The sequence below is a fragment of the Paenibacillus polysaccharolyticus genome, from assembly GCF_900102085.1.
Taxonomy (GTDB): Bacteria; Bacillota; Bacilli; order Paenibacillales; family Paenibacillaceae; genus Paenibacillus; species Paenibacillus polysaccharolyticus.
In genome coordinates, this window is the sequence record NZ_FMVM01000009.1 from 259,043 (window position 1) to 275,548 (window position 16,506).

The 16,506-nt window shown below is 46.7% G+C and carries 15 protein-coding genes and 1 other annotated feature; of the genes, 3 read left to right on the forward strand and 12 right to left on the reverse strand.

What is annotated here, in order from left to right:
• Window positions 1–434: 434 nt before the first annotated feature.
• Window positions 435–2,180, forward strand: a complete 1,746-nt coding sequence (locus tag BLQ13_RS14650; protein WP_090921082.1) for an ABC transporter ATP-binding protein — start codon at window positions 435–437, stop codon at window positions 2,178–2,180.
• 12 nt (window positions 2,181–2,192) lie between these two features.
• A complete protein-coding gene (locus BLQ13_RS14655; protein ID WP_244159321.1) occupies window positions 2,193–4,286 on the forward strand; it encodes an ABC transporter ATP-binding protein in 2,094 nt (697 codons plus the stop codon).
• Between the two features lie 278 nt (window positions 4,287–4,564).
• Here the strand turns inward: BLQ13_RS14655 and BLQ13_RS14660 are convergent, their stop codons facing one another.
• The 4 genes from BLQ13_RS14660 to BLQ13_RS14675 form a co-directional block, all read right to left on the reverse strand.
• Window positions 4,565–5,110 (reverse strand): hypothetical protein, encoded by a 546-nt coding sequence (locus tag BLQ13_RS14660; RefSeq protein WP_090921084.1) that lies wholly within the window; start codon window positions 5,108–5,110, stop codon window positions 4,565–4,567.
• Window positions 5,111–5,251: 141 nt separating this feature from the next.
• Window positions 5,252–6,964: an arginine--tRNA ligase gene (gene argS, locus BLQ13_RS14665; RefSeq protein ID WP_090921086.1), complete on the reverse strand. Its 1,713-nt coding sequence runs from the start codon at window positions 6,962–6,964 to the stop codon at window positions 5,252–5,254.
• A gap of 67 nt (window positions 6,965–7,031) precedes the next feature.
• Window positions 7,032–7,322: a binding site (T-box leader), on the reverse strand.
• Window positions 7,323–7,403: 81 nt separating this feature from the next.
• On the reverse strand, window positions 7,404–7,739 hold the full coding sequence (locus tag BLQ13_RS14670) for a four-helix bundle copper-binding protein (protein ID WP_090921088.1): 336 nt from the start codon (window positions 7,737–7,739) through the stop codon (window positions 7,404–7,406).
• A 72-nt stretch (window positions 7,740–7,811) separates the two neighbouring features.
• The gene (locus tag BLQ13_RS14675; RefSeq protein WP_244159322.1) at window positions 7,812–8,912 is read right to left on the reverse strand and encodes a CobW family GTP-binding protein; all 1,101 of its coding nucleotides are present in this window, start codon (window positions 8,910–8,912) and stop codon (window positions 7,812–7,814) included.
• A gap of 166 nt (window positions 8,913–9,078) precedes the next feature.
• On the opposite strand from BLQ13_RS14675, the gene BLQ13_RS14680 reads away from it, so the two are divergent.
• Window positions 9,079–9,597 carry a MogA/MoaB family molybdenum cofactor biosynthesis protein gene (locus BLQ13_RS14680; RefSeq protein ID WP_260511140.1) on the forward strand — a complete coding sequence of 173 codons (519 nt, stop codon included), beginning with the start codon at window positions 9,079–9,081 and terminating at the stop codon, window positions 9,595–9,597.
• A gap of 46 nt (window positions 9,598–9,643) precedes the next feature.
• Here the strand turns inward: BLQ13_RS14680 and BLQ13_RS14685 are convergent, their stop codons facing one another.
• The 8 genes from BLQ13_RS14685 to BLQ13_RS14720 form a co-directional block, all read right to left on the reverse strand.
• The gene (locus tag BLQ13_RS14685; protein WP_090921092.1) at window positions 9,644–10,204 is read right to left on the reverse strand and encodes a hypothetical protein; all 561 of its coding nucleotides are present in this window, start codon (window positions 10,202–10,204) and stop codon (window positions 9,644–9,646) included.
• A 95-nt stretch (window positions 10,205–10,299) separates the two neighbouring features.
• Window positions 10,300–11,307, reverse strand: a complete 1,008-nt coding sequence (locus tag BLQ13_RS14690; protein ID WP_090921094.1) for an oxidoreductase — start codon at window positions 11,305–11,307, stop codon at window positions 10,300–10,302.
• Window positions 11,308–11,320: 13 nt separating this feature from the next.
• Window positions 11,321–11,965, reverse strand: coding sequence for a hypothetical protein (locus tag BLQ13_RS14695; protein WP_090921096.1), 645 nt, complete (start codon window positions 11,963–11,965; stop codon window positions 11,321–11,323).
• 401 nt (window positions 11,966–12,366) lie between these two features.
• Entirely contained in the window at window positions 12,367–13,821 is a 1,455-nt protein-coding gene (locus tag BLQ13_RS14700; protein WP_090921098.1) for a nicotinate phosphoribosyltransferase, read from the reverse strand.
• A 92-nt stretch (window positions 13,822–13,913) separates the two neighbouring features.
• Window positions 13,914–14,471 (reverse strand): cysteine hydrolase family protein, encoded by a 558-nt coding sequence (locus tag BLQ13_RS14705; protein ID WP_090921100.1) that lies wholly within the window; start codon window positions 14,469–14,471, stop codon window positions 13,914–13,916.
• Between the two features lie 48 nt (window positions 14,472–14,519).
• Window positions 14,520–15,329, reverse strand: a complete 810-nt coding sequence (locus BLQ13_RS14710; protein WP_090921102.1) for an NUDIX hydrolase — start codon at window positions 15,327–15,329, stop codon at window positions 14,520–14,522.
• 84 nt (window positions 15,330–15,413) lie between these two features.
• Window positions 15,414–15,818, reverse strand: a complete 405-nt coding sequence (locus BLQ13_RS14715; RefSeq protein WP_090921104.1) for a PaaI family thioesterase — start codon at window positions 15,816–15,818, stop codon at window positions 15,414–15,416.
• 131 nt (window positions 15,819–15,949) lie between these two features.
• Window positions 15,950–16,363: a YlbF/YmcA family competence regulator gene (locus tag BLQ13_RS14720; RefSeq protein WP_090921137.1), complete on the reverse strand. Its 414-nt coding sequence runs from the start codon at window positions 16,361–16,363 to the stop codon at window positions 15,950–15,952.
• Window positions 16,364–16,506 lie beyond the last annotated feature (143 nt).

The following is a 16,506-nucleotide window of genomic DNA, read 5'->3' on the forward strand; positions in this document are numbered from 1 at the left end:
TGTGAAAAATGTTTGACAGATTGTAAAAACGGGTGGTAAGATGCAAACATACGAGGTCTACATTGTATTTATTTCCATTAACAAGAAAGGGTGATTACGGTGTTTAACACACATAAGTTGGTTCACATTCACACACAATTAAATACCGGAGTATCCCCGAAATCACTTTTCCGTTCATAAGACAGCGCTTCAGGTGTCTCTTGTTTATCAGACCCCTGTCAAGCTCGCTCACAATACCTTATGTACGGCGGCGGCTCTGCTCTTGGAGTCATGCTGCCGTATGAAGATATAAGACATACCGCCTGCGTGCGGTGTGTCTTTTTTTGTGGGCTTTTTATTGGATTGAACTGCGCTTGAATGAGCCTTACCAAGCTTTAGCTGTCATTTTGAACGAAACTTTGCACTTCTTGCACATCGAAAGGAAGGGATAACACTTGTTCTCTGTACTTAAAAACCTGGCCTGGTTCTTCAGGCTGGAACGCAAAAGATACCTGGTTGGTGTCATTTTGCTCATTCTTGTGGGGATTGCTGAATTGCTGCCTCCGCGCCTTCTGGGGAACGCCATCGACGAGATCGTACGCGGCTCTATCACAAGCACCTCATTAACGTTTTACATCGCACTTATTCTTGGGACGGTCATTATTATCTATCTGATTACGTACATATGGATGCACAAATTATTCGGCGGAGCCAATCTCGTAGAACGGTTGCTACGCTCCCGCTTCATGGATCACTTGCTGCGAATGACACCACCCTTTTTCGAAAAAAACAGAACCGGAGATCTCATGGCTCGCGCCACCAATGACCTTCGTTCTATTGCTACAACCGCAGGTTTCGGTATGCTCACGTTAACAGACTCCACAGCATTTCTCTTAACTGTACTGTTCGCCATGGGTTTCCTCGTCAGCTGGAAGCTGACCTTGGCTGCAATTCTGCCCCTGCCTTTTATCGCCATCGCTATGATGATCTATGGTAAAGCAGTGCATCAACGTTATACGTTGGCACAGGATGCCTTTGGTGATATGAACGATCAGGTTTTAGAGTCCATTGCAGGCATCCGTGTTGTACGCGCGTACGTTCAGGAACGTCTGGACGAGAAACGATTTGCTGATGTCACGGAAGATGTATATCGCAAAAACTTAGCGGTTGCCCGGATGGATGCCTTATTTGAACCAACCATTCGACTATTCGTAGGTCTGAGTTACGTCATTGCACTGGCCTACGGCATTTATCTTGTATTCCACAATGAAATCACCCTGGGAGACCTCGTATCGTTCAACATGTATCTGGGGATGATGATCTGGCCGATGTTTGCCATCGGTGAATTAATTAACCTCATGCAACGGGGCAGTGCTTCTCTGGATCGGGTGAACGAAACATTATCCGTAGAGCCTGCTGTTCAGGACAAAGAACATCCTGTTCATATTACGCAACCGGATGAAATCGTCATGAATGATGTGACATTCCGTTATCCGACCTCTACCGTGGATAACCTGAGTCATATCAATGTTACCATTCAACGCGGACAGACACTTGGCGTGGTAGGACGCACGGGAAGTGGTAAATCCACCCTGCTCAAACAATTGCTGCACGAATACCCTGCTGGATCAGGTACGCTCAGCATTTCAGGACATTCCATCGAGGATATTGCGAAGGATGATCTGCACAGCTGGATCGGGTACGTACCACAGGAACAAGTATTGTTCTCCAAATCCGTTCGTCAGAACATTCAATTTGGTAAGCCAAACGCGTCTGATGATGTCATTATGGAAGCGATTCGTACCGCTGCTTTTGACGGCGATCTCGGAACGTTGTCTGACGGTCTCGATACACTTGTAGGTGAAAAAGGTATCGCTTTGTCTGGTGGACAGAAACAGCGGGTATCTCTGGCTCGGGCTTTTATCGCTGATCCGGATATCCTTATTCTTGACGATGCCCTGTCTGCTGTTGACGCTCGCACAGAAGCTAAAATCATTGAAAATATTCGCAACAAACGCGCTGGCAAAACAACACTGATCTCGACACATCGCTTGTCCGCTATCGAACACGCAGATCGGATCATCGTGCTGGAGCACGGTAAAATTACGGAAGAAGGCACTCATCAGGAACTACTCGCCAAGAATGGCTGGTACCGTGAACAATATGAACGGCAACAGGTCGAGTCCAATCTGTCCACGTAGGAGGTAACTCATTTGAAGTCCAATACAGGTAAAAGGTTGCTGGATTACGCCTTGAAAGCCAAAGGTACATTCATCGCTGCCTTGATCATGCTGACGATTGGGGTTGCGGCTGAGCTCGCCGGACCCTTTATCGCCAAATCCATGATTGATAATCATCTGCTCGCCATTGAGCAACCATTTTATGAGACGGCAGCTTCGGAAGAAGCCGCCGTTTATCAAGGGAAAAATTATAAACGCGAAGGTTTGTTTGCACCAGACGAAACCAAAGGAGCCGAGGTACGCGTACTGCAAGCCGGCAAAAGCTTTTATTTCGTCGGCGAGCCGGTCAATGCTCCTGACGGCGATCGTTCCTATGCGAACGGAACCTTAACCGTAACTCGCGCAGGTGAAGTTACTGGGCAATACGCGGCTGTGCCGCTGTCTGCCGGTGAACTGTTTGCCTTTTACAAACCCGAGATGCCAAGCATCTATCAATTAATTGTCTATTATCTGATCTTCCTTGTCATTTCGGTTATTATGGAGTTTGGTAAAACCTTCTGGCTACAATCCTCAGCCAACAAGGTCATTCAGCGGCTGCGTAACGATGTGTATGCGCACATTCAGCGGTTGCCCGTGAACTTTTTTGATAACCTGCCCGCAGGTAAGGTCGTTTCTCGGGTCACTAATGATACCGAGGCCGTCAAAGATCTGTTTGTGGCGGTTTTGTCCAACTTTTTCTCAGGCATTATTACGATAACAGGAGTTTATATCGCTCTCTTCCTGCTCGATGTACGTCTGGGTCTGATTTCACTATTCGTTGTACCGATGCTCATTGCATGGATTGTGCTCTATCGCAAATTCGCCACCCGATACAATACAATCATTCGCTCGCGACTGAGTGAGATTAATGCAATCATTAACGAGTCCATTCAGGGCATGTCCATCATTCGTGTGTTCCGTCGCCAGAAGCAAACTCGCCAGGAATTCGAAGAGCTGAATGAAGACTATATGAAACATCAGAACAAAATGCTCAATCTGAATGCCTTTACCTCTCATAACCTGGTGAATGTGTTGCGGAATATCGCCTTTGCCGTAGTTCTGTGGTACTTTGGAGCAGGTGCGATCACAGGCACAAGTATTATTTCACTGGGTGTACTGTATGCCTTTGTTGATGTTCTCGGTCGGTTGTTCCAGCCGATCATCGGTATGGTGAACCAGCTCGCGAACCTTGACTCCTCTCTTGTCTCTGCCGGCCGTGTATTTGAGCTGATGGATGAAAAAGGAGAACCCGTAACAGACGGCTCGATGCCGAGGTACAAAGGAAATGTCGTTTTTAAGGATGTATCGTTTGCTTATAAAAAAGATTATGTGCTGAACAATATCTCGTTCAAAGCTTCGCAAGGTCAGACCGTGGCACTCGTGGGTCACACCGGTTCCGGCAAAAGTTCGATCATTAACTTGCTGTTCCGGTTCTATGATCCGCAAAAAGGCAAAATCACGATCGACGGACAGAACGTTAAGGAATTGCCGAAGCAGTGGATTCGGGAACATATGGGGATCGTACTGCAAGACCCTTATCTCTTCACAGGCACGATTGCTTCCAATGTCAGTCTGGGTGATGAAAAGATCTCCCGGGCACGCATTGAACAGGCACTGCGTGATGTAGGTGCAGAACGTATTCTGGCGCATCTGCCGCAAGGCTTTGACGAGCCGGTAGTTGAGAAAGGGAGCACACTGTCTGCCGGACAGCGGCAGTTGATTTCTTTTGCACGCGCACTCGCCTTCGATCCCGCGATCCTGATTCTGGACGAAGCCACCGCCAACATTGATACAGAGACGGAAGCTTTGATCCAGAACGCGCTGGAAGTCCTCAAAAAAGGACGTACTACTTTCATCATCGCCCATCGTCTGTCAACCATTCGCTCTGCAGATCAGATTCTCGTGCTGCATCGCGGAAAAATTGTAGAGCAAGGGGCGCATGATGAGTTGATGGAGCTGAAAGGCCGGTACTATCAGATGTATCAATTGCAACAAGGGGCTCAAGGCGAAGCCATCGCCGATGGCTCGACTCGTTCAGCTGATGCTTTTAGTACATCTTCGCCATCACTCGCCGGAGGAAATGTGTAACTTTCTTCTCTTTCGCTATCATTTAGCAGAACATATTTCGTGAACAAGGACATTCGGCCAGCATTAAAACAACACATAAAACCCGTTCTATACAGTAGCCTTCAGGTTACTGACAGAACGGGTTTTATTATTGCTCTACGGCAATATCTTCACCTTAGAATATATGACCGTCTCTTCACTTTTAAGTTCGCCTTCTAAGTCCAACCTCTAACTGTATATCCCATATACATCATTATTTCTCGGACAAGGAACGGGATTTGCGTACTCCAGCTCTAATCTCATGATTCCTCATCTGGCCCACGTTCCTGAAATCTCGCCGCATGCATTCGTTCCAGAGCAACCCATGCTGCCGCAGACTCATCCTTTAGTCCCAATGCTGCCATCCAGACACCTATATATTGCTGGAGTACGAGCTCCAGTTCCTGTGCACGTTCTTTAAAATCTTGCAATTCCTTAATCATACGTGTCCGACCTTCCGGACTGAAGGTTTCATGAATGCGCTCTTTGAAATAATGATGCACAATCCGATTTCGTTGCTGCCATAATTCATTCAGACTGCTTATTTCTTCTTCGGAAAACGTAAAATGATGCCGTGCTTCATGAATAAGTTGCCCCAGTGAACTACTCATCTTCCGCTCGTACAGCTCCTCTAGTTCCTCCTCAGTTACCACCTTGCCTTGTGACATTTTAGTTAACAAAATAAGATTAACCAGTTGCTGTTCCAGCGCCTGTCCATAATATACGGCCAAGCCGTAATAGGCAAACAATTCCTTGGAGTGTTCGCTGTCCAGCATGAAATCATTCTGGAAATCCGTGTTATGCATATGCGAGCGCTCCTTTCTATCCGTGCACCTTGGCTGTTTATTATGTCTCTATCGTAACGAAACTGCAAACAACATTCAAGTTGCCGGAAAAGCCAGCGCATAACTTCGGATTCCCTCCTGTTTTCGTAATCTGAACTTAGATCACATCTGCTCGGGAGCGCGTACGCCCAATAAAGACAAGTTGTACGCCAGACGTTTCGCGGTGTGCTCGGCCAGTTTCACCCGAAAAGCCTTGACACCTGACGGTGCATCCGCAATCCGTTCAGCATGATAAAACCGATTAAAGGCTTGAGCAACGTCTATCGTGTATTTAGCAATCACGGATGGTTCGTTGCGAAGCACAGCTTTTTCCAGATAAGCCGGATAGTCACTCAGCAATTTCAACAACGCCCAAGAGGTATCGCCGACAATTACTACAGGAGGGTTATTCATCTGATCCGTGTCCGAATCCATTTCCTGTTCATCACGTGACACATTAGCGGCTTTGGCAAGCACACTTTGAATTCGTGCATGAGTATATTGCACATAAGGGCCGGTCTCTCCTTCAAAACTTACCGCATCCTCCAGCGAAAAATCAATGTTATTCATGCGATTGTTGCGCAGATCACCAAAGATAATCGCCCCTACACCAACGGCTTCGGCTACCTGCTCAGCCTGCTCCAGATTCGGATTTTTTTCCTGAATAATTTGCAAGGCACGAGCGACAGCTTCATCCAGTACTTCCTGTAAAAAAACAACCTTCCCCCGGCGTGTGGACATCTTCCGCCCCTCGAAACGCATCAGACCAAACGGAATATGCTCACAATGATCTGCCCAGTCATACTCCATCTTGGACAATACCGTAAATACTTGATGGAAGTGAAGGCTCTGCTCCCCACCAACAACGTACAACAACTTATCTGCGTGCATCACATCATGACGATAGATTGCTGTTGCCAAATCCCGGGTTGGGTAGATTGTCGTTCCATCTTTTTTAATGATCAGACATGGTGGCATATTCTCTTCATCCAGCCGAACAACGAGCGCACCGTCACTTTCCTCCAGCAGTCCTTTGCCTCGAAGTTCCTCCACAACTGCACCCATCTTGTCATTATAAAAGCTCTCACCGAGCGTATGGTCAAAATCCACATTCAAGCGTTCATACATCCGGTTAAACTCCTGCATACTCACGTTTACGAAGAAAGTCCATAGACGCTTCGCTTCTTCATCCCCCTGCTCCAGCTTACGAAACCATTCTCGTGCTTCGGTCTCCAGAGATGGATCTTTCTCTGCTTCATCATGAAAACGAACATATAGTTCAAGAGAATTACGAATTGGATCTGCTTGTAACATCTCTTCGTTTCCCCACCGCTTATATGCCGTGATTTGCTTACCAAACTGCGTCCCCCAGTCCCCTAGGTGATTCACACTTATCGAGGTATAACCCGCTTCGTTATATAAACGATACAACGCTGCACCAATAACCGTCGAACGCAAATGCCCAATGCCAAAAGGTTTCGCGATGTTAGGTGAGGACATATCAATGACAACACGCGCTCCTTGCCCGAGCTGCAGTTTACCAAATGTCTCGCTACCCACTTCTTCGAGCAATTGGGGCGCCAAGACATTCCGGTCAAAACGAATGTTCACATAAGGACCTGCTGCTGTAGCATCCATACCCTCGGTCTGTAATGCAACGGCAATTTCTCCAGCAATAACGACCGGTGCCTTTCTTAGCGACTTGGCTAACGTAAAACAGGGAAATGCAGCATCCCCCATCTCCTCCTGCGGCGGGACTTCCAATAATCTCAATACTTCTTCTGGTGCGAGCCCGGTTAACGGGGAAATCTGAGTTGCAGCCTGCTTCAATAACACATTTAACACTCCTTCTCTGCATGATATATGCCTTAAACTAAACGCAAAAAAGCTCTCGTCTCTTCAAATAAGAGACGAGAGCTGTGTTTACAGTTCCCGCGGTACCACTCTAAGTGAACGGTAACCTGTATTGCAGCATGCTGCAAGAAGGTGTAACCGATCCGCTCGGTGCAAATAACGGTTGCATGCCGGATTACCCTCAAATCCATATACAACGAACCCCAAATGGAGCTTATACATGGCTTCGGATAACCATCTCACGGGTGCGCTTCACACAGTTCATCACATACCGGCTTACACCTGTCCCGGCTCGCTGTCATGGTTGAAACTGAGCTACTCTCCCGATCACGGATATTGCTGTTTCGATCATTTCAGATCATTATACATATCCTGGTATGGATTAGCAACCCTGTTATTTTAAAATGATTACATAGATAGTTTAAGCAACCGCAGACATTAAACGGCAAGCTTCAGCACATCTACGGCAAGCTTCAGCGCAGGCCTGACAATGATCATGTGCATGTCTACCACATTCCGCTGCACAGGCTTCACATGCTTTGACACACAATTCACAGATTTCACCGATGAAATCACTTCCACGTGTCATGGCTTGCGCTGCAAATGCACAGATATCAGCACATTCCCGGTTCATACGGATACAGTCACGAAGCATCGCCAAATCATATTCTTTCAGACTCGATATGTAACATACGTTGCAAGCATTCATACACTCCAGGCAAGCATCGATACATTGTTGGTATTGTTGTTGTGTCATTTAAAGTTACCTCCCAGGCAAAGTTTGCTATGCTTCTTAATACCCACCAGGGAGGAACTTTGAACCATTATCCTAGTCTTGTTTTACCGCTTCCAATTCCAGTAATTGTTCACGGATGGCAGTTTGATCAAAATGCTCACCGATAAACACAGCTACATCCGGCACATCTCCTTGAGGTGTGATCTTCATATAATCCGATTCACGATAGGCATACTGAAACCAGAATCGGCTTGCGGTATCGCTAAACGAAAGGATTCCTTTTGCCCGATATACGTCACGCGGCAAGCTAGCCACAAACTGTTCGAATGCTTCGCTATTCACAGGTTGACTGAAATAATGTGTGTATACCATAACATGTTCATGTGATGTATGTGGCTTGACAGAATGCTCGCCATGGTCGCTTGAATGGTTGCTGTCACGTTGATCCGTGTGATCATGTCCATGATTGCATCCCTGAGTACGGCAAGCATCTGTATGCACATGAGTCTCTCCTGCATTTTTCCATGCATCGCCTGCTATATTGGATTGATGAATGTGAACGTCGGCACCACTATGAAGCAATTTCTCCATAGACACTTCACATTTGACCGTTGGAATCACGGGGGCAAAGCCATTCCATTTATGCAGAAGTCCTTCCAAGTCCTGCAGTTGCTGCTCTTGAACCCGGTCGGTTTTATTCAAAAGCAACACCGAAGCACAACGAATCTGTTCTTGCATCAATTTGAAGGTTTTTCCTTTTTGCTCCTGATACAGGCCTGACAGGTGAGCCGCATCCACTATGGTGATCAAACTTTTCAGCTCCAAACGCATATAAAGAGATGTTTCCGTCACCGCATCCAAAATTTCCATCGGATTCGCTGCACCCGTTGCCTCGATTACGATAACATCGGGTGACTCTTCTTGAACGAGGTCCGCCAGCTGCAGTCCAAGATCTCCTCGTACAGTACAGCAGATGCATCCGCCCAACATTTCCGTCATGGGCACTTCCTCATCTACGATCTGACCATCCAGATTCACTTCACCCAGTTCATTCATCACCACGGCTGGGCGCAGTTGTTGCTGTTTCCAGTGTTCTATGAGCTTTACAAGCAATGTCGTTTTACCACTGCCCAAAAAACCGGACAAAATATATACAGGAATACTTGGTTTTTTCTCATTGATGATACTCATCATTACACACCTCTCTGCCCATCTCTATCCTTAGTCTGACTCTATTAAGCGAGTGTACACTATCCTCCAATTGTTGTGCAATACGCCTGTTCTGTTGAAGAAAACTTCATTGCCTGATTAACATGAATAGTCTATGCTATGAGGACATGTTTATTTGAGGAGGATTTCAATGACCAATTCAGTTGAACAGCACCGTCAGGAAGCACCACAAACGGTGGCCTGTATGGTTGTTACCGTTTCGGACACACGTACCAAAGAAACCGATACGAGCGGTCAACTTATGCATGAGTTGTTGCACCAAGCTGGCTATCAGGTTGTGGAGTATATCATTACACCTGACGAGACAGAACGGATTCAGACGATTCTGCAAGACGCTGTTGTACGGGATGATATCGAAGCCGTACTGTTAAGCGGAGGTACCGGTATTGCTCCAAGGGATACTACATACGAGGCTGTATCTTCCCTTCTGGACAAAGAACTGCCCGGTTTTGGTGAAATCTTCCGTTACTTAAGTTATACCGAAGATATTGGTTCAGCAGCTATTCTCAGTCGGGCAGTTGCCGGAACTATCGGACGTACAGCTGTATTTTCAATGCCAGGCTCTCGCGGGGCCGTTAAACTTGCCATGGAACGCATTATTTTGCCTGAACTGCGCCATGTCATGCGCGAAATATATAAACCCGTCTGAATCATCAGACGGGTTTGTTTTTTCCACTTGGACAGTTTGTAAGTCACTACTCTTTTATTTGTTGAAGCACATCTTCAAATACTTGCAGGACGTCCTGTGCATACACATCCTTCTCTCCGCCGGAAGCCGTATAAACCAACGATACATGCCCTTTGCTACGAATCGTCGTTCTGCCCATTACATTCTCGAGAACGGCATTTTCTTTAGGTTCCCCATACATTTCTTCCATTCTTGCTGCACGGATTTTCGCATCACGATAAATGTGTACTTTCACGATATGTCTTGCACTACCATTCAATAAATACATATATGACATGCCACCATCAGCATCATCCTCGAACATATTGTTCATCAGCTTAATATGTTTGGCAGCAAAAGCGGTTGTCATTTCTCTTGCTAACGTACCGTTTAAGCCGTGACCTTGTTGCTTGGCTCTGAAATTCCCTTCCGTTGTTGCTTCACGTGTATAGAGCTTCCGTTCCTGCTCAATAGATGAAGATGTGCAAGCTGCGAGAGATACTAGGCTCAGGATTACCAAGCCACTTAACAGCAAAATTCGTTTTACATTCCGCCCCATCAGGTTCGGATTTTTCTCCTTTAACAGCATGTCTATCCTTCCTTTCCATGAGTCACGGTACCTGTGACTCTCTCAGGTAGGATTAGCATGTCTAGGAGATACACATTTTATTCCAAGTAAGCACATTATTCAGAGGAGACACGTACAACCGTACGCCCAACTGCACCGCCCTGTAGTATGTTCTCTAATGTATGCGGCAATTGATCTAGCGTAATCTCCTGAACCCCCAGCGCAAGTGCACGGTCTGGCTTCCATTCACTGCCCAGCTTGTTCCAGATGCGCTCTCGACGTTCCATGGGACAATACACTGAATCAATACCAATCAACTGGATGCCACGCAAAATAAATGGAAAAACAGTTGATTCAAATCCGTTGCCCCCCGTTAACCCGGATACAGCAACAGCTCCACCATACTGTACCTGTTTCAATCGCTCCGCCAGTGCTGGCCCTGCGGTTGGATCAACGACACCTGCCCATTGCTGTTTTCCCATGGCCCCCTTGATTGGGGCATCCGCTTCTTCACGTGAAATGACTTCGGAAGCCCCCAAATTGCGAAGCAGTTCCTCTTCTTGCTGCTTTTTACCTGTACTTGCCGTCACTTCAAAACCAAGCTTCGCAAGGATAGCTATCGCCATACTGCCAACGCCCCCCGTGGCGCCGGTAACTAGCACTTTCCCCATTTCAGGCGTTACCCCCGCTTGTAACAAGGCGTCTATCGAGAGTCCAGCAGTGAACCCTGCCGTTCCAATAGCCATCGCTTCTTTTTCACTCAGCCCTTGCGGGAGAGGCACTAACCACTCACTACGAAGACGAGCATATTCACTATATCCCCCGTAATGGGAGACCCCGGGTTCAAATCCCGTACTAATGACCCGATCCCCAGGTGCAAAACGTCCACTCACAGATTCATCTACCGTCCCGGCCATATCGATTCCAGGTACCATGGGATAATTCCGTATGACACCTCCTTTTTCAAGAGATGCTAATCCGTCCTTATAATTCACACTGGAATAGTGTACCTGTACGGTCACGTCCCCGTTAGGAAGGTCTTCTTTTTTCAACTGCTCAAGTTTGGCTGTAACCCCTTTCTGATCATCCTTACGTATCACATAAGCCTGAAATTGTTCTTTCATCGGTCTCATCTCCTTATTTTCGTTCCAAAAGCAGATATAATAATGGTCCTGCAAGCGGCAGTAATCCTGCCCACGCCCAGTTTGTTGTTCTTCCGTTCACTCTGGCATCGCGATAGATAGCATACGTAGACAGTAACGTCAGTACTATGAAATCAATCGTCATGATATGTACAAACGAGGATTGATAAAATGCGTCCACGAAGCGTTCGGAATTGCCTTCGATCAACGCATAAAGTGCCGACCCTAGTGTAAGCAACAACAGGAGCAGATGGGTCAGTTTATGCGAGGCCACTCGCGAGACACCTCGTTTCGACTGTTTAACAGTTGGTACTGGTTCATGTATGCCTATTCGGGATGGTGCAACCAGCGCGAAATAGGGCAATAACGCAAATGCTCCAAGCCCGAAAGAAAACAGGACAAACGGCCATGCCGGTATCCGCTGCCCCTTCGATGCTGTCACTGATTTTCGAAGTAGAATACATGCATACACAGCCGGAAAAATGCCCAACCATGAGAACACCGTCAATAGCCACGGCTCCCTGCTCTGCAATGTGAGTAGTTCTTTGAATATCGGATCATTCACGGGGGAGTTCCCCGGTGCCATAAACAGCGCATATGCTATAAATGCAACCCATAGTAGTCCAAACATATATCTCATCAGCCAGCCCTCCTTTACCTTTCATCCCCTGCTGACATCGGTTTGAAACAGTGTTGATTTTCATTCCTGGTCAACTGTTCTTCTAAGGCCCCCCTTATGACGAAGTAACTTTCGAAATGTGGCGGCATTTGGCGTTTCCTGCGCTTTCCCGAGAAATAATGATATGTTCTTACTTGGGATAAACCTTGGAATAGGTGATGCAATAGATGACAATAGGATGCTATGCAAAAGTCGCTTCACATATATGCTTATTAAAAGTGTACCTCTTCCTCCAACATACTTCTATGAAGCTGCACACATATTCATTGAAAATCATCATCGTATCATCACATCAAAAAGGCATAAGCCAGTAATCCCTACCGGTTATGCCTTCCTGATTTTCAAGTCCATCTTATGATATATTACTCTTCCGTTGATTTCACATGCTCAGCAATCAACTTTTGCTTCATATTCCATGCGGCCGGGCTGATGTTCACGCGGTAAATCTCCGGGTTCAGCTTCCGTTGGTACTCCGGCCAGAAAAGGTTCAACTGCTCCTTATGATACGCGCGTATTTCATCGAGCGTAGGCAGGTCATACACTTTACGTCCATTCACAAAAATCGGCTCCAGCATGTTAACTGCTTCATAACGGGTCACCGTCTTTTTCAAATAGGGATGTAGCGGGTTGAACAGCTTGAGCGGCCCTCCCTGAAGCGGCTGCTCCTCATCCGGATAGCAGATATAATCCGCAATAGCTTTGCCATGCTTCGGATCAATGATGCGGAAGACTTCTTTTTTACCCGGTGTAGACACCTTCTCGGGATTGGCCGATATTTTAAGCGTTGGCAACATTTCGCCGTTAACCTCACGCTCTACCAGCTTGTAGACTCCACCCAAAGAAGGCTGATCTGATGCTGTAATCAACTGTGTGCCGACACCCCATGTGTCGATCCGTGCACCTTGAGCTTTCAAGTTAAAGATCGTATTTTCATCGAGATCATTCGAAGCTACGATTTTCACATAGTCCAGTCCGGCTTCATCCAACATCTGACGGGCCTGAATCGAAAGATAGGCAAGGTCGCCGCTATCCAGACGAATAGCATTCATCTTTTTGCCTTGACTCTCCAGCCACTTGGCTGTTTTGATCGCATGAGGCACGCCGCTATTCAGCGTATCAAACGTATCCACGAGAAGCGTCACCTGATCCGGTAGCACTCTTGCATACGCATCAAATGCCTCCTGTTCCGTCATAAAGCTCTGCACCCAGGAATGTGCGTGTGTGCCTGCTGTCGGAATGCCAAACTGTTCACCAGCCAGCATATTTGATGTCGCATGGAAACCGGCTACATATGAAGCACGAGCCCCCCAAATTGCGGCATCTGCTTCTTGTGCACGGCGTGTTCCGAACTCAAGCAATGTATCTTGCTGTGCCACCTGCTTAATACGAGATGCTTTCGTTGCAATCAGTGTCTGATAATTCATGAAGTTAAGTATGGCCGTTTCCACCAACTGCGTTTCCAGAATACAGCCTTCAACCCGAATGAGCGGTTCGTCAGGAAAAACAATTGCACCCTCCTTCATGGAATGAATCGTTCCCTGGAAAGAGAACTGAAGCAATTCCTCCAGAAAGACCGGATCATAATTCTCTGGTTGTTTGGATAAAAACTTGATATCTTCCATGGTAAAACGTAGCTGGCTAATATAATTCACAATGCGCTCCAAACCGGCAAATACGGCATAACCGTTGCCAAAAGGAAGCTTACGGAAGTAGGCTTCAAATACCGCCTTCCGTTTGTGTGTACCATTCACCCAGTGCGCATACATCATGTTGATCTGATATTTATCCGTATGTAAAGCCAGGCTTGTTGTCTGCATTTGTCTCATCCTCTCTGACTTCCGCTCGTTTCTCAGATCATTCCTGAAAATACGAGCTTAAAGCTGATTACACCGCAATGTTCGGTGGCGAATCAGTCCAAAATCGTTTCACTTGCCTTAACCACCTGTGCCCCCATGCTGGAACGAAAGTGCCCAAGTGCCCATTCATGCCCTGCAGGGTTAAAACTGGCTACAGCGTCCTCATAGATCGTAATATGGAATCCTTTGTTATAGGCATCCACAGCGGTATGTAATACACATATATCTGTACATACCCCGATTAACGCAATATCTGTTATGCCTCGTTCGCGCAGCTTCAGTTCCAGGTCTGTTCCGCAGAACGCGCTATATCTCGTTTTATCCATCCACCGAATTTCATTCGCATGCTTCTCCATTACTTCGGCAAGACGACCATATAGCTGTCTTCCCTCAGTATCACGGATGTTATGAGGCGGGAAAAGTACGGTTTCCGGATGATAAGGGTCATTTTTTTCATGTAAATCTACTGCCATAATCACTTCATCTTTATTATCGAGATACGCCTTGGTAATCGCCGCTACCGTTTCCTGAATCTCTACGGCCGGCTGACCCACAGGCAATGCTCCCGTAACAAAATCTTGTGTAAAATCAATAACAATCAATGCTTTCATCGTCCACACTCCCTTGGTTTGAATATGGTTGAATGCATCACACGCTTTTTACGTATAGATCGATAAACGCGGCACTAGTTCAGTGAATCGATACAGCTGTGCCGGACGCTGGGAGTACTGATTGGAGCTGACCAGATTGCCCTCATCGTCACGCACTTCCTCGACAATCCCTTTACGGCTGCGTGTAGATGTTATTTTACGAATAAAATTAGGCTCTTCGAAATCGGGTACAACACTCTGGATGACCTGATATAATTCACTTAACGTAAAATCACGCGGCAGAAACTGTCTCGCAATCGTTGTCTCCAGCATCTGTTGCTGAATTCGTCTGTATGCATCTTCGATGATCGTTCTGTGATCAAAGGCGAGTTCCAGTTCTTCCAGTGCCTCCTGGATCGTAAACAACCCTACATCTTCCGCATCATCTGCTGCCTGCCTGTGTTCAAGCATCCATTCCTCTACAAGTGCAAAGAAGGCATGAGAGATAATCCAACCTCTGGGATCACGTCCAGGCTGACTATAAACGTTTAGATATTCGAGATGTCCGCCGTCTACACCGGTCTCCTCCATCAGTTCGCGCTTCGCCGCACCGTAAATGGACTCATTTTCTTGGCAAAATCCACCAGGCAATGCCCATCTTCCGGCAAAAGGCCAGCCCTTGCGTTTAATTAACATAACCTTCAACTCCCGAATCGGGAGGGTTTTCGTTACCGTTTTGCGCTCCCGCTTCGTCAAGGTGAACATGACGATATCTGCAGGAACCCCGTCGGGGGTACGATATTTTTTGGAACTATAATTACGTGCTTCCAGTTCATCGTTTGCTGATTCAGTGTTAACGTGTTTGTTGTTTTCGCTCATGGGCACCACCGACTATATTCATTTTGATAATTTCATTATGACATAATAATAATTTTTGTCAACTGTGCATTCCAGTTTCCGTCATCAGGCTCTCGATTTCGCCACACGGAACGTCGCTGTAGCCATACACCCCAGCGTTCCTGAGGAATCGCGAACCTCAGATTGGGTCGTGATGCTACGCCCAGCTTGATGCAACACGGTTGACGTTACAATTAATTCACCCTGACTCATCGGCGCCAGAAAATGTACATTAAGGTTAGTCGTGACACAACTATCCACCTCCATGGCAGCTGTCGCGACCATACCCATCGCCTGATCCATCAATGAGGTCAACACACCACCATGAATTATGCCCATCGAGTTGGTATGATTCTCTCCTGCGGTCAGCGCAATTTGGACTTCTTGTTTGTTGCCCTTGATGTACCGGCACCCGAGAAATCCCCAGAATCGGCCATCGCCGTCTTCCACCATTTTGTCCAAAATACTCATGTTTCATTTCTCCTTCTATTCCATACGTTGTTTAACTCACTCTAGATGTCTTTTTTGTTGCTTCATTCGGAGTTCATTGCTCTCTATGATGTCAAAAAAGGCGCGGACTGCGTCCGCACCCTTCCGTTCATTTAACCGCAGCTGGTCGGAGGTGAATCCGTTCCAGCTTCGACATTGACTTTCTCGGATACTGTATCCCGAATCACCGAGATGACTAGTTGAAGCAGATAATTGATGTCACTTTGACTCTGCTGGAATTCGGTTACTAGCGGAATGCTGTCCAGTTCGTTTTGCAAGTCATCAATTTCCTGTTCAATTTTGCTAACCATGGCACTGTTGTTGAAACTTTCGAAAGCAACGATTTCTTTTTGTTTTTTCTTAATCGTTGCAATCAATTGCTGAATGCGCTCATGATCTCGGATTTTGGCTTCTGCCTGTTGAAACTGCCTTACTTCTTCGCTCGTTCCGAGCATATCTGCCAGTTCTTTGGCCTTTCCCATAATGTCGTCGCGTATGATCAGATTGCGCGTATCGTAGGTTGGCATTCCGTAATGGTTGTACTGCACTTCTTCTTCCTGCGCCACTGTGATCGCTCCATTCGTATGAGATGATATAAGATGAGACTGTGGTTAAACATCAGTGTTTGTACTAAGGCTTGGGTGGCCGCTTCGGGTTCGGATCGTTCTTT